Origin of the sequence: Lichenicoccus roseus (assembly GCF_005844085.1) — a bacterium.
Classification (GTDB): domain Bacteria; phylum Pseudomonadota; class Alphaproteobacteria; order Acetobacterales; family Acetobacteraceae; genus Lichenicoccus; species Lichenicoccus roseus.
Window position 1 is genome coordinate 1121615 of the sequence record NZ_VCDI01000001.1, and the last position, 23529, is coordinate 1145143.

25 protein-coding genes are annotated in these 23529 nt (G+C 67.0%); 13 read left to right on the forward strand and 12 right to left on the reverse strand.

Translation table 11 applies throughout. From position 1 onward, the window contains the following. The first annotated feature begins 206 nt into the window (after positions 1–206). From FE263_RS05085 to FE263_RS05100, 4 genes are all read left to right on the forward strand, one after another. Positions 207–914: a glycosyltransferase family 4 protein gene (locus tag FE263_RS05085; RefSeq protein ID WP_276611172.1), complete on the forward strand. Its 708-nt coding sequence runs from the start codon at positions 207–209 to the stop codon at positions 912–914. Positions 915–1206: 292 nt separating this feature from the next. Beyond that, positions 1207–2208, forward strand: coding sequence for a helix-turn-helix transcriptional regulator (locus tag FE263_RS22450; protein ID WP_240758989.1), 1002 nt, complete (start codon positions 1207–1209; stop codon positions 2206–2208). Next, positions 2205–2489: a hypothetical protein gene (locus FE263_RS05095; protein WP_138324797.1), complete on the forward strand. Its 285-nt coding sequence runs from the start codon at positions 2205–2207 to the stop codon at positions 2487–2489. The genes FE263_RS22450 and FE263_RS05095 overlap by 4 nt, the downstream gene beginning before the upstream one ends. Positions 2490–2729: 240 nt before the next feature. Next, positions 2730–3536 (forward strand): Crp/Fnr family transcriptional regulator, encoded by an 807-nt coding sequence (locus tag FE263_RS05100; RefSeq protein ID WP_138324798.1) that lies wholly within the window; start codon positions 2730–2732, stop codon positions 3534–3536. On the opposite strand, the gene FE263_RS22455 is transcribed toward FE263_RS05100, so the two are convergent. The 6 genes from FE263_RS22455 to FE263_RS05115 all read right to left on the reverse strand — a co-directional run bounded on the left by FE263_RS22455 (position 3470) and on the right by FE263_RS05115 (position 5971). Further along, the gene (locus FE263_RS22455; RefSeq protein WP_240758990.1) at positions 3470–3772 is read right to left on the reverse strand and encodes a hypothetical protein; all 303 of its coding nucleotides are present in this window, start codon (positions 3770–3772) and stop codon (positions 3470–3472) included. The two genes, FE263_RS05100 and FE263_RS22455, sit on opposite strands and share 67 nt — an antisense overlap. Continuing rightward, positions 3712–4041, reverse strand: coding sequence for a thiolase family protein (locus FE263_RS22775; RefSeq protein WP_276611162.1), 330 nt, complete (start codon positions 4039–4041; stop codon positions 3712–3714). The genes FE263_RS22455 and FE263_RS22775 overlap by 61 nt, the downstream gene beginning before the upstream one ends. A 130-nt stretch (positions 4042–4171) precedes the next feature. Continuing rightward, the gene (locus FE263_RS22780; protein WP_338086661.1) at positions 4172–4453 is read right to left on the reverse strand and encodes a thiolase family protein; all 282 of its coding nucleotides are present in this window, start codon (positions 4451–4453) and stop codon (positions 4172–4174) included. Continuing rightward, positions 4420–4602, reverse strand: a complete 183-nt coding sequence (locus FE263_RS22465; protein WP_240758991.1) for a hypothetical protein — start codon at positions 4600–4602, stop codon at positions 4420–4422. Before FE263_RS22465 ends, FE263_RS22780 begins: the two co-directional genes overlap by 34 nt. Beyond that, complete coding sequence (locus FE263_RS05110; RefSeq protein WP_138324799.1) at positions 4599–5252, reverse strand: CoA transferase subunit B; 654 nt, start codon at positions 5250–5252, stop codon at positions 4599–4601. Before FE263_RS05110 ends, FE263_RS22465 begins: the two co-directional genes overlap by 4 nt. Before the next feature lie 11 nt (positions 5253–5263). Next, on the reverse strand, positions 5264–5971 hold the full coding sequence (locus FE263_RS05115) for a CoA transferase subunit A (RefSeq protein ID WP_138324961.1): 708 nt from the start codon (positions 5969–5971) through the stop codon (positions 5264–5266). Positions 5972–6264: 293 nt separating this feature from the next. On the opposite strand from FE263_RS05115, the gene FE263_RS05120 reads away from it, so the two are divergent. The 3 genes from FE263_RS05120 to FE263_RS05130 all read left to right on the forward strand — a co-directional run bounded on the left by FE263_RS05120 (position 6265) and on the right by FE263_RS05130 (position 9945). Beyond that, entirely contained in the window at positions 6265–7380 is a 1116-nt protein-coding gene (locus FE263_RS05120) for an LLM class flavin-dependent oxidoreductase (RefSeq protein WP_240758992.1), read from the forward strand. 151 nt (positions 7381–7531) lie between these two features. After that, positions 7532–8299: an SDR family oxidoreductase gene (locus tag FE263_RS05125; RefSeq protein ID WP_138324800.1), complete on the forward strand. Its 768-nt coding sequence runs from the start codon at positions 7532–7534 to the stop codon at positions 8297–8299. Positions 8300–8361: 62 nt separating this feature from the next. Beyond that, positions 8362–9945: an APC family permease gene (locus tag FE263_RS05130; RefSeq protein ID WP_240758993.1), complete on the forward strand. Its 1584-nt coding sequence runs from the start codon at positions 8362–8364 to the stop codon at positions 9943–9945. Between the two features lie 53 nt (positions 9946–9998). Here FE263_RS05130 and FE263_RS05135 read toward each other — a convergent pair whose 3' ends face one another. Continuing rightward, positions 9999–10769: an SDR family oxidoreductase gene (locus FE263_RS05135; RefSeq protein WP_138324801.1), complete on the reverse strand. Its 771-nt coding sequence runs from the start codon at positions 10767–10769 to the stop codon at positions 9999–10001. A gap of 127 nt (positions 10770–10896) precedes the next feature. Here FE263_RS05135 and FE263_RS05140 point away from each other — a divergent pair, with 127 nt between their 5' ends. From FE263_RS05140 to FE263_RS05155, 4 genes are read left to right on the forward strand one after another with little or no spacing between them, the layout of a single operon-like run. Beyond that, positions 10897–11400, forward strand: a complete 504-nt coding sequence (locus FE263_RS05140; RefSeq protein WP_138324802.1) for a winged helix-turn-helix transcriptional regulator — start codon at positions 10897–10899, stop codon at positions 11398–11400. Further along, entirely contained in the window at positions 11397–12503 is a 1107-nt protein-coding gene (locus FE263_RS05145) for an HlyD family secretion protein (protein WP_138324803.1), read from the forward strand. Before FE263_RS05140 ends, FE263_RS05145 begins: the two co-directional genes overlap by 4 nt. 3 nt (positions 12504–12506) lie before the next feature. Then, positions 12507–14042: a DHA2 family efflux MFS transporter permease subunit gene (locus FE263_RS05150; protein ID WP_240758994.1), complete on the forward strand. Its 1536-nt coding sequence runs from the start codon at positions 12507–12509 to the stop codon at positions 14040–14042. Between the two features lie 48 nt (positions 14043–14090). Further along, positions 14091–14396 carry a DUF1330 domain-containing protein gene (locus FE263_RS05155; RefSeq protein WP_171033942.1) on the forward strand — a complete coding sequence of 102 codons (306 nt, stop codon included), beginning with the start codon at positions 14091–14093 and terminating at the stop codon, positions 14394–14396. Between the two features lie 317 nt (positions 14397–14713). Here the strand turns inward: FE263_RS05155 and FE263_RS05160 are convergent, their stop codons facing one another. The 4 genes from FE263_RS05160 to FE263_RS05175 all read right to left on the reverse strand — a co-directional run bounded on the left by FE263_RS05160 (position 14714) and on the right by FE263_RS05175 (position 19798). Next, complete coding sequence (locus FE263_RS05160; protein WP_138324805.1) at positions 14714–16090, reverse strand: MFS transporter; 1377 nt, start codon at positions 16088–16090, stop codon at positions 14714–14716. Positions 16091–16173: 83 nt separating this feature from the next. Beyond that, complete coding sequence (locus FE263_RS05165; protein WP_138324806.1) at positions 16174–17199, reverse strand: ABC transporter permease; 1026 nt, start codon at positions 17197–17199, stop codon at positions 16174–16176. Positions 17200–17212: 13 nt separating this feature from the next. Continuing rightward, complete coding sequence (locus tag FE263_RS05170; protein WP_138324807.1) at positions 17213–18694, reverse strand: sugar ABC transporter ATP-binding protein; 1482 nt, start codon at positions 18692–18694, stop codon at positions 17213–17215. Between the two features lie 9 nt (positions 18695–18703). Beyond that, on the reverse strand, positions 18704–19798 hold the full coding sequence (locus tag FE263_RS05175) for an ABC transporter substrate-binding protein (protein ID WP_171033943.1): 1095 nt from the start codon (positions 19796–19798) through the stop codon (positions 18704–18706). A gap of 991 nt (positions 19799–20789) precedes the next feature. Between FE263_RS05175 and FE263_RS23085 the strand changes: the two genes are divergently transcribed. Further along, positions 20790–21170: a hypothetical protein gene (locus tag FE263_RS23085; RefSeq protein ID WP_240758995.1), complete on the forward strand. Its 381-nt coding sequence runs from the start codon at positions 20790–20792 to the stop codon at positions 21168–21170. 174 nt (positions 21171–21344) lie between these two features. On the opposite strand, the gene FE263_RS05185 is transcribed toward FE263_RS23085, so the two are convergent. Next, on the reverse strand, positions 21345–21914 hold the full coding sequence (locus FE263_RS05185) for a GntR family transcriptional regulator (RefSeq protein ID WP_138324809.1): 570 nt from the start codon (positions 21912–21914) through the stop codon (positions 21345–21347). Between the two features lie 130 nt (positions 21915–22044). Between FE263_RS05185 and FE263_RS05190 the strand changes: the two genes are divergently transcribed. Continuing rightward, entirely contained in the window at positions 22045–23253 is a 1209-nt protein-coding gene (locus tag FE263_RS05190; protein ID WP_171033944.1) for a pyridoxal-phosphate-dependent aminotransferase family protein, read from the forward strand. Positions 23254–23529 lie beyond the last annotated feature (276 nt).

Here is a 23529-nt window from a genome sequence, read left to right on the forward strand (position 1 = left end):
TAGCGGTCCCAGTCCGGCGGATCGGTATACTCGAACAGACCGTATACGCTCGCGATCGGGATCAGCACCGAGACCACGGCTTCGGCCGGATCGCCCCGGGCCAGCGCGGCGCGCACGACATCATCCGCTATGGTGTCCTCCAGAACGCCTTCCGACCGCTCGATCGCGCCGCCTGCCGGGCGCGGTTCGGGATCCAGGGTACGACGATCGGCTATGTCGGACGGCTGGTGGAGGAGAAGGGTCTTGACGATCTTCTCGACGCGATGGCGCCGATGCGGTCGAAGCCCAGCCTGGCGCTGCTCGGCCAGGGGCAAATTGGGGCCGCTCTGCTCGACCGCGCCCGTATCCTCGGCCTTGCAAGCCGGGTCGGTGTGCATCGCTGGGGCAACCCCGGCGACGTCGCATGCTTCGTCAACGCGATCGACCTGTCGGTGCTTCTGATCCGTACGTCGGGGTGCGTACGAAAGCAGTTCGGTCGCGCCATCATCGAATCCCAGACTTGCGGCACGACTCTGGTAGGATCGACGTGCGGCGCCATTCCGGATGTCGTCGGCGATGGCGGCTGGGTCGTGCCGGAACGATCTCCTGGCGTCCTGGCCGATTGTCTGGACGTTCTATGCGACCATCCCGAGCTGCTGCAGGATGCAGGCCGGGCCGGACTGCTGCAGGTCGAACAGCGTTTCACCTATGAACGGATCGCGAGCATTCTCACCCGCTCCTGGAAGTGCGCACGCGCCGAGCGGCGCCTCAATGCGGGTAGCCTTGACCGGATCGGAACGACGCCTGTTCCGACTGGTGGCCGCGTTCGCGGCCGCAATTGGCGGGCACCGGCCGTGGAGCAGGTCGGACAACATGATCGGCAAGACAACAATGCCTTTGATTGGCCGCAGGCTGATGGCGCGAGCCTTCCGTAGCTCTCAGTCAGCCCGTTGCAAGAAGACGCTATGTAGATCTGAACCTGCAGGCCTGATCAGATTGAGGTCTGATAGTCAATCCGAACACTGCGAGGTTAAGTCCACACGAGGTTACAAGATCAAGCATTGAGATTTCACAGGGTTATGACGTGACCTCGGTAGTCGGGGGGACAACAATTCGTTACGCTGTCTTCCCAGGCCTGAGGCCGGATCAGGGCATTTCGCGAGCAACTCGATCACGTCGCTCATAGGGTGGCCAAGCCCATACCGCGTATTGCGTAGGAGTTCTGCAGTGGACGCGAGCAACCTCATTCTGATCGGTCGCGATATTCAACGACGTAGCACCTTCTTGCAAATCCTCCAGGCCCGGCATTTCGAAATTGCCCTGACATGCGACGACCTGTCCGGCTTGCTTGCCTACGATATCGAGACATGCCCGGCGCTTTGCATCCTCGTCGTCGATGTCGAGGAACTGGCAGTCCAGCTCGATGAGCTGGCGGCGGCGCGTCGGCTGCACCCCGACATCCGCATCGTCATCATTTCGCAGGATCTGCCACAGGCGGTGTATCGCGACGTGGTGCGGGCCGGCGTCAACGGCATCTTCCGAACGAATGTATCCGGCGACATCCTTGGTCACTCGCTGCGGCTGATCCTGCTCGGGCTGAGGCTTCTGAGCGCACGCTCGATGGAGGCGCCTTCCAATCCTCTACGGCGCCGTTCCACCGATCTGTCGCCGGCTGCGGAGGCGGAGCTTGCGGCTATTCACCTCGCCGGTGGCGACGCCGCCAGCATGGCCGCAGGCAAGTCTGGTGCGACCGGCAAGGCCGGCTTGGTTTCGTCGTACGACCCTTCCAACATGCTGTCCGCGCGAGAACTGCAGGTTCTGCATTGCCTCGCGGACGGCCTGTCGAATAAGGCGATCGCCCGCAACCTCGATCTCGCGGAAGCGACCGTAAAGGCGTACGTCAAGACGCTGCTGCGCAAGATCCGCGTCTCCAACCGCACGCAGGCAGCGATCTGGGCGGTCAATAATCGCGACGCGATGAAAAGCCCCGCGGTCGAAACCGAGGAGACGGTCGAGACCTACGCGCGGAACCCGTCGGGCGATCCGGAGAATCTCGAAGATCCGAGCTTGCGGCCGGACTATGCGTCGATGATCAGGATCGTCCCGCCGCCGATCATGTCCTTCGGCTCGCGAGAGAGTGGCACGGTCATCCATCTGCATGATTCCCGCCATCTTCCGGCCAAGGGACGCACGGGTATGGCCCAGGCCGGCCGAAAGACGACGCAGTGACTGCCGGCAGCCGACTTCTGGGACGGATCCGACGGCGCCAGGCCGGACCGGAGATCGGGGCGAGGAGTGATACGCGGGCGGCACCCGGCCTCCGGCACGCTTCGCTGACCGCCGGGGCGCTCAAGAGCGACGAAAGTGATTTCGGCATGCTGACGATCGGCAACCGTAACCTGATCAGCTTCGTCGGGCTGCTTGGCTATTGCTCCCGCATGGACGACGACGACAGCCTGCTCGTTCGCGATCAGGTCACCAACGAGTTCCCCGCGGCCGCCGAGGCGTGATCCGGGGTCCCTGCCCGGGTCGCCGAGGCCGCGCGGGTGGTAACGTAATATTGCCCATCAGGGGATAATACAGCACCTCTACAGTAATGGTGACTGTCGAACTTTGCCACTTTCTGCTTGTTACTTGTCGCGATCAGGCAGCTCCGGGAAAATCCCGTTCTGCTTGCCGAGTGCCATGGAACGGGATGCGCCAGGTTGACACGAGTCGCAAATGCCATCTTCACGTCCAATCGGATCCTGGTGGCAATCCCACACGCTGAGGAAGCAATCCTGCGGCCCTACCTGTCCCGGGTGCGGCTGCTGACCGGGCAGCCGCTCACCCAGGACGGGCAGGTCCTTGATCATGCCTACTTCATCGAAAGCGGGGTTGCGGCGATGCTGGCCCGGAGCGCTCCCGGCCGACCGGCGGTGCAGGTGGCGATGATCGGCCCGGAGAGCATGGTGGGCGGCCTGGCGCTGCTGGACAGGCACGCGGCGGCTTTCGGGACCGTGGCCATGCTGCTGCCCGGCAGCGGCCTGCGTATCGCGGTCGCGGATCTGCACCGGGTCATCGACACGACGCCGGTCCTGCAGAGGCTGGCCTTGAACTCAGTGCTCCTGCTGACCCGGCAGGTCGTGCAGGTCGCCGCATCGAGCGTGACCGACACGCTCATCATGCGCTGCGCCCGCTGGCTGCTGATGGCGCACGACCGCATCGAGGGCGACGACCTGCCCGTCACGCACGGATCGATTGCAATCGCGCTGGGCGTCCGGCGCGCCGGCGTCACCATCGCGGTCACCGCCCTGCAGCAGGCCGGCCTTCTCCATGCGACGCGTGGACGGATCCGGATTTTGGGTCGAACCGGCCTTGAACGCTTTCTGGAGCATTGGCCCGAGCGCGACCGGGACCACCGCGGTCGATCCGGCGACATCGTCACGACCGCCCCGCCTGCCGCCATCGCGCCACTGGATGGGTTTGCCCCCATCCAGGGCGCTGGCGGTCAGACCCTTTCCAGCACGGCGGCGATGCCCTGGCCACCGCCGATGCACATGGTGACCAGGCCGTAGCGGGCCGCGGTGCGGCGGAGCTCGTTGGCCAGCTTGATGGTGTTCATCGCGCCGGTGCAACCGACCGGATGGCCGATCGAGATGCCGCTGCCGCTCGGGTTGACCTTCGCCGGATCGAGGCCGAGTTCCTGCGTGACCGCACAGGTCTGCGCCGCAAACGCCTCGTTGCTTTCGATCACCGCGAGGTCGCCGATGCCGAGCCCCGCCCGCGCCAGCGCCGTCCGCGTGGCCGGCACCGGGCCGATCCCATGTAGGCCGGCTCCACCCCGGCATGGGCATACGAGACCAGCCTCGCCAGCGGCGCCAGGCCATGCTTTTGCACCGCCGCCTCGCTGGCCAGCACCAGGGCAGCGGCAGCGTCGTTGATGCCGGACGCGCTGCCGGCGGTGACGGTGCCCTGCTCCTTGAGGAACGCCGCCCGCAGGCCGTCGAAATCCTCCCGCCTGGCGTCGTGGCGGATGTGCTCGTCGGTGTCGAACAGCACGGTCCTGCGGCCCTGCTTCACCTCGACCGGCAGGATCTGCTCCTTGAACGGCCCTCGCGGGTGGCCGACGAGGCGCGCCGGTGGCTCCCGAAGGCGGCGTCGTCCTGCTGCTGGCGGGTGATGCCGTAGCGGCTGGCGACGTTCTCCGCCCCTACCCTGTGTGGATGGTGTCGAACGGATCCGTGGGCAGCGCCACCATGCTGTCGATCGACTTGGTATCGCCCATGCGCGCGCCGAAGCGGGCCGCCGGCACCGTATAGGGAATGCGGCTCATCACCTCGGCACCGCCGGCGACTGCGATCTCGGCATCGCCCGGCATGATGCCCTGCGCCGCGGAGACCACCGCCTGCAGGCCGGAGCCGCACAGCCGGTTCACCGCGAAGGCAGGCGTTTCCACCTTCATGCCCGACTGCAGCGCCACCACGCGCGGCAGGCAGGCATCGCGCGCCTCGGTATGGCGGCACGACGCATCGCCTCTCCGGCCACGGTGGTCGCGAGATCGATCGGCGGCGTGTTCTTGAGGGTGCCGCCGAAGGTGCCGACGGCGGTGCGCACGCCGGAGACAATGAAGACACCGGTCATCGTGCCGGGTCCTTGAAGCCGGGATGGATGATGAACGGGGCGCCGGTGCGGGCGCGCACCTCGTCGATCGACACCCCCGGGGCGAGATCGACCAGGGTCAGACCGGGCCGCCCGACATCGAAGACGCAGAGATCGGTGACGATCAGGTTCACCACGCCGGCGCCGGTCAACGGCAGCGTGCAGCGGGTGAGGATCTTCGGCTCGCCCTTCGCCGAGTGCTCCATCAGCACCACTACCCGCGGCACGCCGGCGACCAGGTCCATGGCACCGCCCATGCCCTTCACCATCTTGCCGGGGATCATCCAGTTGGCGAGGTCGCCGTTCTCCGCCACCTGCAGCCCGCCCAGGATCGAGAGCGCGATATGGCCGCCGCGCACCATGGCGAAGCTGGTGGCGCTGTCGAAGAAGCTGGTCTTGGGCAGCGTGGTGACGGTCTGCTTGCCAGCGTTGATGAGGTCGGGGTCCTCGTCGCCTTCGTAGGGGAACGGGCCGATCCCGAGCATGCCGTTCTCGGAATGCAGCGTGATCTCCATGCCGGGCGGCACGTGGTTGGCGACCAGCGTCGGGATGCCGATGCCGAGATTGACGTAGGTGCCGTCCTGCAGCTCCTGCGCCGCACGGGCAGCCATCTGGTTCCTGTCCCAGGGCATTTCCGGGCCTCCTAGACCTGCTGACGGGTGCGGACGGTGCGCTGCTCGATGCGCTTGTCGACGCTGTCGAGCCTGATCAGCCGCGTGACGTAGATCCCCGGGGTTGCGATCGCCTCGTGCTCCAGCGCGCCGGGCTCGACCAGCTCCTCGACCTCGGCGACGGTGACCTTGGCCGCGGTCGCCATCACCGGATTGAAGTTGCGCGCCGTCATCCGGTAGATCAGGTTGCCCTCGCTGTCGCCGCGATGGGCATGCACGATGGCGAGATCGGCGAACAGCCCGCGCTCCATCACGTAGTGCCGGCCCTCGAACTCCCGCGTCTCCTTGCCGGCGGCGACCTCGGTGCCATAGCCGGTGGGCGTGAAGAAGGCCGGGATGCCTGCGCCGCCGGCGCGTATGCGTTCTGCCAGCGTGCCCTGCGGGTTGAATTCGATCTCCAGCTCGCCCGCGAGGTATAGCTGGGCGAACAGCTTGTTCTCGCCGACGTACGAGCTGATCATCCGTCGCACCTGACGGGTCTCGAGCAAGGTGCCGAGCCCGGCGCCATCGATACCGGCATTGTTCGAGATGAGGGTGAGGTCGCGCACCCCGCTGCGCCGGATCTCCTCGATCAGCACCGCCGGGATGCCGCACAGGCCGAAGCCACCGGCCATGATGGTCATGCCGTCCCTGAGCAGTCCCGCAAGCGCCGTTCGTGCGTCCGGACATACCTTGCTGATCGCCACCCCGACCTCCTGCCCAGCCGTGAACGTCCGGCTAGTATGGCGTGACAGCAGGGACGGCAAGAGGGACCGGAATGCAGAAACTTCATGCTGCAGCACACCAAAACCGCTGATGCATGCCGCTGTTTCGCCGACCGGAAAGGGCGCGGGGCGGCTGCATGGCCATCGCGCCAATCCGTTCCGTGCCGCTGCGTCACGAAGCCCATATGAAGCTGGGACGCCACGATGGCGGACGCCGCGGTACCCGCTGGCCACTTGGCCGCTCCTGATTCCGGTTGGAACGACACCTCATGGATATGCTGCCCCAGCCGACCGCCTTCGGCCTGCCGTCCGATACCGGCGGCAAGGATTTCGGCATCTTCATGCCGATCGCGAATGGCGGCTGGATCCTGTCCTCGACCACGCCGCCGATCGATGGGTCGTACGAGTACAATCGCCAGGCGGCGCTGCTGGCGGAGGAAATCGGCCTCGACTTCCTGATGTCGATGGCCAAGTTCCGCGGCTATGGCGGCCGCACCCAGCATTGGCGCTGCGCGCTCGACAGCCTCGTGCTGATGTCGGCGCTGGCGGCGCAGACCTCGCGCGTGCGGATCTGGACCACCTTCCACACCCTGCTGCAGAACCCCGCCGTCGCCGCCAAGATGATCGCGACGCTCGACCAGGTCAGCCATGGCCGCGCCGGACTGAACGTGGTGCCGGGCGCCTACAAGGGCGAGTTCGCGCAGATGGGCGCGTGGCCGGACGATATCGGCCATGACGACCGCTACGACCTCGCGACCGAGTGGCTGCAGGCAATCAAGCGGCTCTGGAGCGAGCCATCGGTCACCGCGCATGGCCGCTACTTCACGCTCGAGGATTGCCACTCCGATCCGAAGCCGGTGCAGGTCCCGCGTCCCTTCATCGTCGCCGCCGGCATGTCGGAGCGCGGCGTGCGGTTCGCCGTCGAGGAGACCGACGCCATCTTCGTCGGCGGACGCGACGATGCCGAAGTGCTTGCCGTCAGCCGCGGCGCCAAGCGGTTGGCGCTCCAGGCGGGACGACGGCTGCGCACCTACGCGATGATGATCCTGATCATCGAGGATACCGACGCCGCCGGCGAGGCGACCGTCGCGCATTTTCGCTCCGGCTTCGACGAGGAGGCGTTCCACGGCATGATGCGGTCATATGGCATGATCGATGCCGAGATCGGCTGCGAGAACGCCTTCACCGCCCGCGCCCGCACCGGCATCACCGCGCCCTACATCGCCGGCAGTCCGGAGACCGTCATCGGCCGGATGTCGACGCTGATCGAGCAGTGCGATCTCGACGGCATGATGCTCGTCTTTCCCGACTACCAGGCCGGGCTGCGCCGGTTCGGGAGCGAGCTGCTGCCCGAACTGCGGGCGCGCTTCCGATCCCGCCCGTAGCTGGCCGGCCATGCCGGCGCCGAACCGGAGTCCGGGCGCGGACGCGGTCCCGGGGTGGGTGGATTTGTGCAGCGCCCGCCGGCATCATAGACCTCGATCGGGGCGCGCGGCCTGCAACAGCCGCCCCTGCGACAGGGAGCGGGATCCGTCCATGACCGACTTTGCGTTCGAGACCGTGTTCGATTTCTCCGGCAAGGTCGCGCTGGTGACCGGGGGCGCCTCCGGGATCGGGTTCGCGATCGCGCAGACCTTCGCGGCGCGGGGCGCACGGCTGGCGCTGCTGGACCGGGATCCGCGCGTGTCGGACGTGGCGGCCGGCCTGGGCGGGGCGGGCCAGCATCTCGGCATCGCGGTCGACGTCACCGACGATGCGGCGCTCACCGAGGCGGTGGACCGGGTCGCGGCCAGCTGCGGGCGGATCGACGTCCTGGTCAACAATGCCGGTTTCGCGCGCCTGGCCCCGGCCGAGGACGTGACGATGGAGGACTGGGACGCGCATATCGCACTGAACCTGCGCGCACCGTTCCTGATGTCGCGCCAGGTTGGCCGCGTCATGCTGCAGCAGGGCTCCGGACGGATCGTCAACATCGCTTCTCAGGCCGGCATCGTCGCCCTGCCGCACCACGTCGCCTACTCCGCGGCGAAGGCCGCCATCATCAACATGTCGAAGCTGCTGGCCCTGGAATGGGGCCCGCGCGGCATCACCGTGAATGCGATCAGCCCGACGATCGTCGAGACCGAGCTCGGCCGGCGGGTCTGGGCCGGCGAACCCGGCGAGACGATGAAGCAGCGGATCCCGACCCGGCGCTTCGCCCAGCCGGAGGAGATCGCACTGGCGGCGCTGTATCTTGCGAGTGGTGCCGCAGGCATGGTGAACGGCGAGAACCTTGTCGTGGATGGCGGCTTCACGATCCAGTAGGACGAGCTGGGTCAGCAGGCACGGCGGGGCCGACGGGTGTCCTGCGGTGCAGGAAATAAGGCGTGAGCTCCGACAACCGGTTCACCCCGACCCGCGCCCCCGCCGACCCGCCCGCCACCGCCGGCTTCCGCCGCAGCCTTTCGCGGCTCGACCTCACCATGATCGGCTTCGGTTCGATCTTCGGCTCCGGCTGGCTGTTCGCCGCCGCCCACGTGGCTTCCATCGCCGGACCGTCCAGCCTGATCTCCTGGATCGTGGCGGGGCTCGCGGTGCTGCTGCTCGGCCTGGTCTATTGCGAGCTGGGTGCGGCGCTGCCCCAGGCGGGCGCGGTGGTGCGGTTCCCGGAATGGTCGCATGGCGCGCTGCCGGGCTTCCTGATGGGGCTGGTGACCACGATCGCCTTTTCCAGCCTGATCGCCATCGAGGTAGTCGCAGCGCGGCAATATGCCGGTGCCTGGATCCCCGGCCTGACCCGCGATGTCGGCGGCGATCCGACGCTGGCCGGCTGGGCGTTGCAGTTCGCCGTGCTGGGCCTGCTGCTGATGGTGAATCGCGCCGGGATCACCACCTTCGCCCTGATCAACAACATCGTCACGCTCTTCAAATTCTGTGTCCCGCTGCTGGTGGTGGTGTTCCTGCTGGCGCATGTGCGGCCGGGCAACTTCACCCTGCACGGCTTCGCCACCGGCGGCAGCATCGGCGTGGAGACCGCCATCTCCACCGGCGGCATCATCTTCGCCTATCTCGGCCTCACCCCGATCGTCTCGGTGGCGAGCGAGGTGCGGGACCCGCAGCGCACCATCCCGTTCGCGCTGATCGCCTCGGTCTTGCTGTCGATGCTGGTCTACGTGCTGCTGCAGGCTGCCTTCATCGGCGCGCTGCCCGCCCGGCTGATCGCCGGTGGCTGGCAGGGGCTCGATACCAGGCTGGCGCTGCCGTTCCACGATATTGCGGTCGCTATCGGCCTCGCCTGGCTCGGCCTGCTGGTGGTGGCGGACGCGATCGTCTCGCCGAGCGGCACCGCCAACGTCTACATGAGCGCAACGCCGCGCATCCTATATGCCTGGTCGGCGGGCGGCACCTTCTTTCGGCGCTTCCAGCGGGTCGACCACGCGACCGGCGTGCCAGGCCCGGCGCTGTGGCTGACCTTCGGCCTCTCCGTGTTCTGGACGCTGCCGTTCCCGTCCTGGCAGTCGCTGATCGGCGTCGTCTCGTCGGCGCTGATGATGAGCTATGCGCTGGCTCCGGTGTCCGCGGCGGCGCTGCGACTTACCGCGCCCGACCTGCCGCGACCATTTCGTGTGGCAGGCTTCGGACTGATCGCACCGGCCGCGTTCATGATCGCCTCGCTGATCGTGTTCTGGACCGGCTGGACGGTGCTGTCCTGGCTGCTTTCGGTGCAACTCGTTGCCTGCCTTGTCTACGGCGCCTGGAGCCGGGCAGCCGGCCGGCCGGCATTCGGCACCGCGTGGTGGCTGTTCGCCTGGCTTGCCGGCCTGCTTGCGCTGTCGCGTTGCGGCAGCATCGGCGGTGCGGGCCTTGTACCGCACCCACTCGACGACGTGCTGGTAGCGGGGTTCGCTCTGCTGATCCACTTCTGGGGCGCTCGCAGCGGTCGTCCGGATCCAGCCCTGCCAGAGGCCTGACCACGGGCGGGATCGCCATGGCGCCGGGCGGCGCTTTCAGGACGAAGACTTCATCACCGGTAGACGGGCGCGCCGCCGGGCGCACCGATGGTGCCGCCATCGACGACGAGTTCGGTCGCGGTCGTATGCCCCGCATCGTCTGAGGCCAGGTACAGCACCGCCCTGGCGACGTGATCCGCCTCTCCGAAGCGGCCGAGGGGGATCGCCCGGCTATAGCGGGCTTCCAGCGCCTCCAGCGCATCCGGCGTCGGGGCACGATTGGTCCAGATAGGCGTCCGTGTCGCTCCCGGCACCACCACGTTGACCCGGATGCCGCGCGGCGCCAGTTCCGATGCCAGCACCCGGCTCATGGCGCCAATGGCCCCCTTGCTTGCGGCATAGGCCGCGGCACCCGGAATACCCAGGACCTGATGGACGGATCCGTTCAGGATCACCGAGGCGCCCGCATGCAGGTGAGGCAGCGCCGCCTGGATGGTGAAGAAGGCCGAGTGCAGGTTGGTGCGCACGATGCTGTCGAACGCCGCGAAGGTGGTCTCGCCAATCGGCGTCGGTCCCGAGATGCCGGCGTTGGCAAACACGATGTCGAGCCCGCCGAAGCGCTCGATGGCGGCCGCGACCGCCCCCTCGATCTCGCCAGCGATGGTCAGGTCGGCCCGGATGGCGATCGCATCGGCACCGAGCTCCCGCCGCGCCGCCTCGAGCGTCTCGGGGTTGCGGCCGGTGATGGCGACTTTCGCGCCTTCCCGAATGAAGAGGGCCGCCGTCGCAAAACCGATCCCGCTATTGCCGCCGGTGATCAGCGCGATCTTGCCGTCCAGTCTCATGACACATCCTTCGTGTTTCGCGGAGCCGGGGCGCAAGCCCGACGAGCCATCGATGACCGCGGATAGGCTTGCATGTTAAAAGCTACTAGATCATGGTGACTTGCACGACGCAAGCGACAGGTCTCCCATGCAGCGAAAGAGTCTCAAAACCACCCAGTGCCCGATCGCCCGCAGCCTCGACCGGGTCGGCGAGTGGTGGAGCATGCTCATCCTGCGCGATGCACTCGGTGGACTGAGCCGCTTCGACCAGTTCGAGAAGAGCCTCGGGATCGCGCCGAACATGCTCGCGCGCCGCCTCGCCGCGCTGGTCGAGGCCGGGATGCTCGAGCGACGGCGCTACAACGAGCGGCCGCCACGCGACGAATATGTCCTGACCGACCGCGGCCGCGACTTCCAGCCGGTGCTCTGGGCCCTGCTGGCCTGGGGCAACCGGCATCTGGCGCCCGAGGGCGAGAGCCTGGTGCTGGTGGATCGTGAGACCGGTGCCACGGCGGACCCGGTCCTGGTCGATCGCGTCACCGGCAAGGAGATGACGCTCGCGTCGTTCCGCGGCGCCCCTGGCCCGGCCGCCGGCGACCGGCTCCGCCTCCGCTATGCCGACCCGCAGGATCCGGCCGCGGTGCCGACATGAGCGCGGTCATAGGCACGGCAAAGACGTCGCCTCCCCTCGGGGATATCGCCACACCCCGGCGCGCCCGGATCGGCGCCAGGAAGGCGGCGATGCTCGGGATCGTCCTCGTCGGTGCCCTCGCGGCCGGTCGATACGGCTATGGCTGGTGGACCAACGGCCGGTTCATCGTCTCCACCGACGACGCCTACGTCGGCGGCGACATCACGGCGATCGCACCACACGAGGCGGGCTTCGTCTCCGAGGTCGCCGTCATCGACAACCAGCACGTGCGTCCCGGGCAGTTGCTGGTCCGGCTGGACCCACGCGACTTCCAGGCGATCTGCGATCATGCCGCGGCGACGCTCGAAGCCCGCAAGGCGACGCTGCAGGGCCTGCGGGCTCAGCGGGAGCAGCAGCTCGCGATGGTCGACGTCCGGGCGTCCGATGTCCGCGCCGCCGGGGCGCGTCTCGCCTTCGCGCGCATCGAGGGGGCCCGCTACGCCGCCCTGGCACTTTCCCCGGCGGGGTCGCGACAGGATGCCGAGCGAACGCGCGCCAACGACCAGGAGACATCCGCATCCGCGACGGGGGCCGTTGCCAGCCTCGAGGCGGCGCGCCGGCAGCTGGACGTTCTGGCGGCGCAGATTGAGGAGGCAGAGGCTTCGGTCAAGGTCGCCGAGGCCGACCTCAGGACCGCCGAGCTCGACCTCGGCTATACGGAGATCCGCTCGCCGATCGACGGCTATGTCGGCAACCGCGCCGTCCGGCTTGGAGCCTATGTCTCGCGGGCCAGCTACCTGCTCTCGATAATCCCGGCGCATGGCCTCTGGGTGGACGCCAACTTCAAGGAGGACCAGCTCGGCCACATGGCGCGCGGCCAGGCTGCCGATGTGGTAGCCGACGTCGCCCCGGGAGTCGTGTTCCACGGGCGCATCGACAGCCTGGCGCCGGGAACCGGCGCCGTCTTCAGCATCATTCCGCCCGAGAACGCGACCGGGAACTTCACAAAGATCGTGCAGCGTGTCCCGGTGCGGGTCATGCTGGACGCCGACGGCGCCACCCTGTCCCGCCTGCGCCCCGGCCTCTCGGCGGTCGTCAGCGTCGACCTCCGGACCGGTCACTAGGCGGTGCAGCCGGGCATCCTGCCATTCGTGGTGATGTGCGTCGGCCTGTTCATGGCGCTGCTCGATATCCAGATCGTCGCCTCGTCGCTGCAGAACATCGGCGGCGGACTGTCGGCCGCGCAGGACGAGATCAGCTGGGTGCAGACCGCCTACCTGATCGCCGAGATCATCATGATCCCGCTTTCGGGATGGCTCACGCGGGTGTTCTCCACGCGCTGGCTGTTCACCGCGTCGGCTGCCGGGTTCACGGCATCGAGCCTGCTCTGTGCCCTCGCCTGGGACATCCAGAGCATGATCGTGTTCCGCGCGCTGCAGGGTCTTCTTGGCGCCTCGATGGTGCCGACGGTGTTCACCTCCTCGTTCCATTATTTCCAGGGCACCAGGCGTGTCTACAGCGCGGCGGTGATCGGAACGATTGCCTCGGTGGCGCCCACCCTGGGACCGGTCATCGGCGGCTGGATCACCGACACGCTTGACTGGCGCTGGCTGTTCTACGTCAACCTGGTGCCGGGCCTCGCGGTCACGCTCCTGGTGCCGCTGCTCGTCGACATCGACAAGCCCGATCTCTCGCTGCTGCGGCGCGCCGACTATGCCGGCATGTTGCTCATGGCGGTCGGACTGAGCACGCTGGAATATGTCCTCGAGGAAGGCACGCGCTGGAACTGGTTCGACGATGCCACGATCACCGACTGCGCCTGGATCTCCGGCGTGTCGCTGGCTATCTTCGTCGTGCGCAGCCTGATGGTTGCCAACCCGGTCGTCGACCTGCGCGCCTTCGGCAACCGCAACTTCTCCCTGGGCTGCTGCCTCTCGTTCATCACCGGCGTCGGCATCTTCACCACCATCTACCTGACGCCGCTGTTTCTCGGCTACGTGCGCGGCTACAGCGCGTGGCAGACCGGGATGGCGATCTTCTCCACCGGTGTCGCCTCGCTGCTCGGGACGCCCGCCTTCATCCTGCTGTCGAAGCGTATCGATGCAAGATGGCTGATGATGGCGGGGATGGCTTGCTTTGCGGTCGCCATGTGGAGCTTCTCGTTCATCACCAGCGCGTGGAGCGGAGCCGAACTGCTGGTGCCGCAGGTCCTCCGGGGTTTTCCGCAGGTCTTTGCGGTGGCGCCCAGCGTCAATCTTGGCCTCGGCAGCTTGCCGCCGGAGCGGCTCAAATATGCCAGCGGGCTGTTCAACATGATGCGCAACCTCGGCGGTGCGGTCGGTATCGCCGTCAGTGCCGCGGTCCTCAACGACAGGACGAACCTGCACTTCACGATGATCGCCTCGAATCTCACGACTGCGAACGGAGCGGCAACCCGATTCGTCGCTGCCGCAACGGCGCGCTACGGTGCGATGCCCGGCGCCGCGCAAGACGGTCATGCCGCAGCGATACGCGCGCTGTGGAACCTGGCCGACCGCGAGGCCTCGACACTCGCCTACGCCGACGCATTCCGGGTCATCATGCTGGCATTCGTAGTCGGGACCATCCTGGTCGCCTTCATGCGCCGGGTCGCTCCGCCGAAAGCTCCGGTGGCGAGCCACTGAAACCGGAAACGAAGATCGTGCCGACAGACAACCAATAGGATCAGGATGATGTCCGCCTACCTTATTTTCGAGTTCGGTGTGACTGACTGGGAAGCCTATCGATCCTACAGCGCTCAGGCCGGTCCGCTTCTAGTACGAGCGGGGGCAGAAATCGTTGCCATGAGCGACAATGCGACAGTCTTCGAAGGCTCGAAGCCCGGCGTGAGCGCTATCGTCAGGTTCGATAGCATGGAACAAGCCTCGGCCTTCTACCATGGCGACGAGTATGCGCCCCTCAGGAAGCTGCGTCTCGATGCCACTGCCGACCACAGTTGCATAGCCATACCGGGCTTTGTCATGCCGGCGCCACCCTGAGCTGGATGAGGTCGCGTAATCAGGAGTCGTGCCCAGCGCCACTACTCGCATGGACAGCTTCTCCCGAGCGGATTTCTGCAAGCTGCCTGTCACAGAGACCACCATGTAGGAGATCGACGATGAATGTCGTAGCGCTCTGGCTATGCCTGGGCCTGCTTGCCGCCTGTACCCCAGTCGGGCCACCGTGCCAGGTCTCGGATTGCGGGAGCCAGCCCGCGACTCATTTCCAGGCGTCTCGATAAGCCTGAAGCTTCAGCATTCCCTGCACGGTTCCAGGAAAGCTGCACCGTCTTCCGGTAAAACTTTCAGGCATCCGGCTAGGGTGCGCGTATGGCTTTCACATGCCTGATGTGGCCGAGACAAAGCAGGGCCGCGGCGCTGACCAGTGTGATACCCGATCCGACGCCGAGGGCATGGCGAGGCCCGGCAAGATGTGCGACGGGCCCGGCAAGTGCGAAACCGAGCGGGCCCAGCCCGGTAGCCACCACGCTGAACAGGGCGTTGATCCGCGAGAGCACCTCTTCGGGCATGCGCTCCTGGATCGTCGTCTGCACCGTGACGTTCAGGATGGACAAGGCCAGGCCGAACACGGCGCTGCTGGCCATGAGCACCGGCACCGAGGCATGGAGGGCGAGCACGATGAGCGGAGCCGTCAGGAGAGCTGCCGAGATCTCGTAGGCGACGAGTGGCCTGGATGGCCGGAACCTGAGAATGAGCAGACCACCGACGACGCCGCCGGCACCGGTGGCCGATGCGATCCAGCCCCAGGACCGGGCACCATTCGGCATCGAGGAGAAGATGACCGGCCCGAGCACGAAGAATGGGGCGAAGGTGACCAGGTTGAGCAAGCCGTATTGTGCTGTCACCAGTTGAAGCCACTTGTGCTGGCGGAATACCGACCAGCCCTGCTTGAGGTCGGTCAGGACCGATGTCGTCAACTTCCGCTCGTGTTGCGGCAGATGGATGAATGCCAGGCAGGCGGCGCTCAAGGCGTAGGAAAGTGCGTCCATGCCGATTGCAAGCGGGGCATCTCCCAACCCGACGAGCATGCCGCCGATGACCGGGCCCAGAATGGCCGAGAGCGAGTTGGAAATGCCCAGGAGGCTGTTGGCGGCCTTGATCCGGCTCTTCTCACCGGCGATCTCAGGGATCAGCCCACTCTCGGCTGGGCTGAAGAACGCGTTCCCGACGCCCAGGCACGCCGCCAGAAGCATGAGGGCAGGCAGGGACGGATGGCCTGTCGCAAGAAGCGCTGCAAGGCCTCCCTGGCAGACGCACCTCAGGGCGTCCGCTCCCATCATGATGCGACGGCGGGACCATCGATCACCAATGACGCCACCCGCCAGAAGCAGGATGACCGTGGGCGCGGTCTGGGCTGCCAGGATCAGGCCGACCGCAGTCGCGGTGTAGCCGATCTGGAGGAGTGCGAAGGTCAGGGCGACAGGCACCACTGCCGAGCCAAGCGTGGACGCTGACGCGGCCATGAAGAAGAGGGTGAAGCTTGGCTGGCGCAGCAGGGTCAGGTAGGTCGGCTTGCCGCTCTCTTCCGGGGTCGCAGGCAGCCCAGCTGATACCGCCATTCTCAGCACCCCTCTTCGCAAGGACGGTTGAACGCACGTAGAGCCGCTGTCGTTCAAGATGCTTGCGAGCAGGTTGAGAAAGCGATCCTCAGCCTCGACCGGTGTGGTGTTCATGCGGCTCTGCAGATGAGCCGATCACCCGGACCGCCCGCCGCCAGGCCCGGCTGGGCGGGAGAAGGCAGAGGCAGGCCGTGCTCCTACTTTATGATGCCGATCTTCTTGCGGTCGATGGTCACGAACACCGACAACACCAGGACCCCACCCTTCACGATGTTCTGGAAGTAGGGATCCAGGCCGATGCTGTTCATGCCGTTCGAGAGCGTGGTGATGATCAATGCGCCGAGGATGGTGCCCTGTATGCTGCCGACGCCACCGGTCAGCGGAGTGCCGCCGACCACCACCGCCGCGATCACGTCGAGTTCCAGCCCCTCGCCGAGCTGCGCCGTCGCCGCCATGGCGCGGGCGCCCTGCAGCAGGCCCGCCATGCCGCACAACAAGCCGAGCAATGCGAACAGCCCGATCTTGACGCGGTCGACCTTGATGCCGGTCAGGAATGCGATGCGCTCGCCGCCGCCGACGGCACGCACCTCGCGGCCGAATACCGTGAGGTTCAGGATCACCAGGGTGATCGCGATCAGGCCGAGCGCAATGATGGCGGAGGTCGGGATACCGAACACGCGCCCGGAGAATACGTCGAGGAAAGTCTCGTCATCGATCGAGATCGGCGCGCCGCGGGTGAAGAACAGAACGATGCCGCGATAGATCACCATGGCGCCGAGGGTGACGATGAAGGACGGCACCTTGCCCTTGGCAACGACGATGCCGTTGGCGAGGCCGCAGGCCAACCCCACCAGGCAGGCCGGCACCACGGCCGCGACACCCAGCGTCGGCACCGACCAGGCGGTGGCGAGCGCGGACAGGGCCACGATCGCTCCCACCGACAAGTCGATCGAGCCCGCGATGATGACGAAGGTCATGCCAAGGGCGGCGACCAGCAGCACCACCGCCTGCTGCGCCACGATCAGCAGGTTGTTGATGTGCAGGAAGCGAGGCGAGAGTGCCGAGAACACGATCACCAGCGCCAGCAGCAGCAGCACGGGGAAGAATTTCTGCGCGCTGCCTGAGCGCCAGCGCGAGACCGGTGGCTCCACTGCCCCGGACGTCACCGCCGGGGAGGCCGCCGCCTGCGGCACCGGAGCCGCCTCGCTGTCGAACTGATCCATGATGTCCGCTAGCTCACGTCATATGCCGGATGATGTCGTCCTCGGTCGCATCCGCCGGCCGGTCGACGGTGAAGGCGACCGCGCCGGCGCGCATCACCAGGATGCGGTCGCTCAGGCTGATCAGCTCGTTCAGGTCCTCGCTGAGTACCAGCGCCGCCAGGCCGGATGCTGCCTCCTCGCGCAGGATGCGGTAGATCTCCAGCCGTGCGCCGATGTCGACGCCGCGCGTCGGGTTGTGCAGCAGCAGCACGCTCGGCTGGATCGCCAGGCATTTTCCGAGCACCACCTTCTGCAGGTTGCCGCCGCTGAGCGAGCCGGACCGCGCGTCCTTCGAGCTGGTCTTGATGCGCAGCCGGTCGATCAGCGCGCGAGCCGAGCGCCCCGCGCGGGCGCGGTCGAAGAATGGCCCGCGCCGCGGCGGCCGCGCCATCACCAGGTTGTCGAGCACGCTGGCATCGACGATCAGGCCCTCCGCGGTGCGGTCGCCGGGCAGGTAGGCGACACCCTGGCGCCAGGCATCCGCCGGGGTGCGGACGCGGTAGTCACGGCCTCCCAACTGGATACCGCCGCTGTCGGGCTGCACGATGCCGGCGATCAACTCCATCAGACGCTCGCCGCCGGCGCCCTTCAGCCCGGCGATGCCCACGATCTCGCCCGGCCGCAACTCGAAGCTGAGCGGCGCGAGCCGTGCACCCGAGGCGACCGCACGGGCCGACAGCACCGGCCCGGCAGGGTGCGGCACCGGCTCGCGCGCGGCCGGCCGGCCCGTGGACACGCCTCGCCCGACCATGCGGGCCTGTATCTCGTCACGGCCGATGCTGGCGCTGTCGTAGTCGCCAACCTTGCTTCCATCCTTGAGGATGGTGAGGCGGTCGGCGACGCGCTCCACCTCGGCCAGGTGATGCGAGACGAAGGCGATCACCATGTTTTCCCGCTTCAGCGCCTGCATCGCGGACAGCACCGCGTCGACCTCGCGGTGGTTCAGGAACGCGGTCGACTCATCAAGCAGCAGCACGCTCGGCTGCAGCGACAGCGCGCGGGCGATCTCGATGCATTTCCACTGCCCGAGATCGAGACTGCTCAGCGAACGCGATACGGAGATGCCGGCCGAGAAGCTGTCCAGCACCCGCTGCGCCTCGCGCTGCATGCGCGCCGTGGACAGCAGGCCGCCTCGCCGCCAGCGTCGCAGATGGCCGATATAGATGTTCTCGGCGATGCTCAGCGACGGGTTGATGGTGATCTCCTGGTACACCAGCCCGACGCCACGCGCTTCCGCCTCGGCCAGCGAGCGCGGCGCGAAAGGCTGGCCGTCCAGCAGCACCTCGCCGCTATCGGCACGCTCGGCGCCGGCCAGGATCTTCAGCAGCGTCGACTTGCCGGCACCGTTCTCGCCGACCAGGGCGTGCACCAGCCCCGGCTCGAGCGCGACCGAGACGTCGATTAGTGCGCGCGTGCTGCCGAAGCTCCGGCTGATGTGAGTGGCCGCCACCCGCATGGGGTGAACTCAGTGACTGTAGCTGACCGCGACGACCAGCGGCGGCGCATCCGGATTGTATACGCGGGAATGCTGCTTGAAGTCGTACGGCTGGACGCCGCCGGGAAAATCGGACTTGAACTGCGCGACCTTGTCCTGCGTCAGCGGCAACAGCTTGAGCTTGATGACATCGTTATCCTTCGCCACCGGCTTGCCCTTGATCGCGTCGTACAGCATGACGAGCGCGTAGCCGCCCTGCAGCCAGTGGCCGCCGATATCGAACAGCAGCTCGCCCTTCTGCACCGCCTCGACATTCTCCGGATTGAGATCCATCGCGACCACCACCACGTCCTTGCCAGGCGTCTTGCCCACGTTCTTGAGAGCGGTCAGCACGCCGGTCGCGGTGCCCCCATTCGCCGCCCACACGCCCTTGATGTCGGGATGGCCCTGGTACAGCGACTCGAAAACCGTCTGCGAGGTGTCACGCACGAAATTGCCGTCCACCTCGCCGGCTATCTGCACCTCGGGATGGTTCTTCAGCGCGTCCGCGAGACCCTTCCGGCGGTCGATGGCGACCGAGGTGCCGGCGGTGCCGTTGACAACGCCGATCACCTTCTTGCCGTTCGCGTCCGGCTTCATCGCCGCGAACAGCGCCTCGCCCATCTGGCGTCCGGCATCCTCGTCGCTTGGTCCGACGAAGGCGAGGTAGTTCGGGAACCGCTTCGACTGCGGCAGGAATGGCGGATAGCTGTCGGTCAGGATCACCGGGATGCTGGCGTCGCGCGCCAGCGTCAGGCCGCGCGCCGCGGTGTCCCAGTAGGGCGTGAAGATGATGCCGTCGACCGGACGTGCCACCAGGTCCTCGAGCGACTTGGTCATCTGGTCGGGATTATTGTCGGCGTTCAGCACCACGAGATTGACGCCGAGCTGGTCGGCGCCCTTGCGGATGAAACTGACATAGGTGTTCCAGAACTGGGCATCGAGTGTCGGCACGACAACGCCGATGGTCGGGCGCGCCGGCGCCGCGCCTGCTCGCCCCGGCGCAGCGAGACCCATGATGCCCGCGAGCGCACCCAGAGCGGCGATGGCCTTGCGTCGCGTGAGGGCTCCTGCCGGGGCCGGCACGGTTGTAGCTCCAGATCGACTTGCCTCTTGCATATTACGCGCTTCCCCAGCCTTCGATGACCGTCTGCGCGGTCCTGATGATTGCGCTAGCATGCTTGGCTGAGTCGCCGACGCTTGTCCAGCAGTTTGCTCAGGGCCACCGGCCGCGGGAGGTCAGGCCGGGGCGACCCTCCACCCGAAACTTGATGCCGCCCGCATGCCAAGTAGCTGCAGTTGTCGAGGAGGAGGACCCGACGCCCGAAAAGCGGCCGATCCCGGAGGTGGCAAAATCATGCCGGCGGTATCGCAAAGCGCCAGTGCAAGCTTGCGAGGGCTACAGTCACGCTTGACCGCACTGAGGACGCTGTATAGGGCGGTCGGTAGTCAAGCGCTCGACCGCCATTCACTGCATCCAACTCGGCCGAGCGCGACCGCCGCTTTCCTTTATCTTAGCAAGCGTCGGGTGTCTCGGCGTGACTTTGACTGCAAGTTCGCTATCTCCCCAAGAGCTTGAGCGCCATATCTTCGATACCTGCAGCATCGAGTTTGTGGTGGGCGTAGAGATATAGCGAGTCGTCAGTGTTGTCGGCGTGATCCTGACCTCGCCGCCTGCTCGTAATGCAGGGCGGCCGCATCACGGCGGAGATCAGCCGCAGGCGACACTCGCAACGGCGGTGATCGGCGCGACCGTCGTGATCCTGACCGAGGGCCTTGTTATCTCCATCGGCTCGGTCATGAGCCTGCTATGGCATCGTACGTCTCGGCGTGCATCCGATCGTGATGACGTTGAGCACGCTGACCATCGTGCGAAGGGTTGCCTCGTTGCTCCAGCCGACACCGGGAAGCTCGGCGCAAGACTACGTGAACCGGCTGGCCGACGGCGTCACCGGGCCGCTACCGCTCCCGGTCTCGTCACCGTCAGGGCGATAGCCCGGCAACATTGCGGAATGCGATACGCTCAGGCAGAACGTTCGCTACGCCTCGCCCGCTCCCCGGCCGGAACCGACCCGGCTTGACGCTCGACAAGTCAGCGTCGGAGCATGAGGTTGGGGCAGAGAACCGCTGCGCGACCGGGCGATACTCTCGCTGGCATGTTCCTGCAGATGGATTTCTGGGCTGCACGCACGGACGTATGGAACGACCCGAAATTGCAGATCCCGACCGCGCGTCCGCCGAGCCGGGGCTGGCGGCATCGGTGGCGATCTCGCCGAACTGCATCCGCATGCCGTCGGCGAGCACGCCTTGGATCGACGACGTTGTCGCGCGTGGTGCCGTAGGGCAGCCAGCCGCCGCCGCACGCATTGTTGCCGACCCTGCCGCCGATGGTGGCACGGGACGCCGTGAAGACGTCGACCGGAAACCACAGCCCATGCGGCTTCAGTTGCTACTTTAGGTCATCGAGCACGATGCCGGATCGACCGTGCATCTCCGGTTCGCAACATCGAGCTGGAGGAAGCAGCGGAGATGCCATGCCTATCTCCTCGTCAGTTGCTCGGGCCGGCAACGCGGGCGGACGCATGCAGCTCGTGACCGCAAACGCATACATGAGAACGGTTCTGCATGCAGGTCAGACGACGCCCTCGTCCCGTGCGGCCATCTGCTCTAGAGCAGCGCCGCTTCTGTTGCGAAGGTGCCTGAACAGGATATCGCTCAGCTCGTCGGCCGCACGTCGTCGCAGCGTGTCCAGGATGGCCTCGTGCTCTTGCATCGCCTCACCCCGGCGCTGGCGGTTGCGCGCGAGGATCGCGCCGTAGCGCACCCGCGTGGCGAAGGTGGCATAGGTCATCCGCAGGGTCTCGTTCCGGCACGCCTCGACGATGCGCTGGTGGATCGCCTGGTTGAAGGCGAAGTAGCCGTGCATGTCGCGCCGCAGGTAGAAGGCATGCATCTCATGATGCAGGCGCTCGATCTCGGCGATTTCCCCGTGGGTGATCCGCTCGCAGGCCAGCCGGCCGGCCAGTGCCTCGAGGCCGCCGACCACATCGAGGAGTTCGCTCACGTCATGCTCACCGAGCGTGCGGAGCCTGGCGCCCCGGTTCGGCAGCAGCTTGACCAGCAGTCCGGCATGCAGCGACACCGGCGCCGCATCAATTGCCGTGACCGGTTCAGCCCCGAACGGAGTTGCCGCCTGATCCATGCGTCCCCGCACCGCAGCTTGCCACGATCGGCGGAGCGAGACTTGCACGTCGCAAAAAGTGAATGCAATTTCGTCTTCCTGTCTCCCGAGATGAATGCATGGAGGCACGGCGGCCGAGAGGGCTCGATCGATGGCCAGGTCCGGACAGCATTTCCTGCAGATCCCCGGGCCAAGTCCGGTGCCCGAGCGCGTGCTTCAGGCCATGGACCGGCAGGTGATCGACCATCGCGGCCCTGAGTTCGGACGGCTGGGACGCGAGGTAATGGACGGCTGCCGGTCGATCTTCAGGACCGCAGGCCCAGTGGTGATCTATCCCTCCTCCGGAACCGGCGCGTGGGAAGCCGCCATCGTCAACACGCTCTCGCCGGGCGACCGGGTGCTCATGGCCGAGACCGGCCAGTTTGCGACGTTGTGGCGACAGATGGCGGCGCGCCTCGGCCTCGAGGTCGAGTTCATCCCAGGGGACTGGCGCCGCGGTGCGCCCCCGGACGTCATCGAGGCGACACTTGCGTCGGACCGGTCGCACGCGATCAAGGCGGTGATGGTGGTCCATAACGAGACCTCGACCGGCGCCCTAAGCCGGGTGCCCGCAATCCGACGCGCCATCGACGCCGCCGGGCATCCCGCGCTGTTCATGGTGGACACGATCTCCTCGCTTGGCTCCGCCGACTACCGGCACGACGAGTGGCAGGTGGACGTGACGATCGCCTGTTCGCAGAAGGGGCTGATGCTGCCGCCGGGCCTCGGCTTCAACGCCATGTCGGAAAAGGCACTGGCAGCTTCGCGCACCAACCGGATGCCGCGGTCGTACTGGGACTGGGCCGAGATGCTGAAGCCGAATGCCAACGGGTTCTTCCCGTACACGCCGGCGACCACGCTGCTGTATGGCATGCGCGAGGCGATCGCCATCCTGCACGAGGAGGGGCTCGATGCGGTGTTCGCGCGTCACCATCACCTTGCCGCGGCAACCCGGGCCGCCGTAGGCGCCTGGGGGCTCGAGGTGCTCTGCCAGGAGGAGGCCGAACACTCGCCGGTGCTGACGGCCGTCATGATGCCGCCCGGCCATGACGCGGATCATCTGCGCAAGGTCGTGCTCGAGAGCTGCGACATGTCCCTCGGCGCCGGATTGGGCAAGCTTGCCGGCAAGGTGTTCCGCATCGGCCATCTCGGCGCCTGCAACAGCCTGGTGCTGGCGGGCGCGCTGAGTGGCGTCGAAATGGGCCTCGCACGCGCCGGCGTACCGCATCGAGCCGGTGGCGTCGCGGCGGCGCTGGCCGTGCTCGCGGAACCTGGCGACGGCGGGCTGCGGACGCAGGAGAGGCACGGCAAGGCGGCATGACTACCGCCTCCCACGGCGATCCGGCGGATCGCCTGGCAGCGATGCTGGTGCAGGCACTCGCAAGCGGGGTGCCGCTCGACACCGGTGATCGAGACGCCGGACGCCTACCGGGCGCAGGCCCTCCTGGCCAAGTAGATCGGGCCGGTCGACATCGACGGCAGGCGTGTCGTGGACGGCGGCGGCAACCCTGCCGGTGATATCATCGAGCTGCTGGTGTGGCTGGCGAACCGGCCTGCCCCGGGGCAGCCGGTTGCCGCAGGCGGGCGACCTGATCAC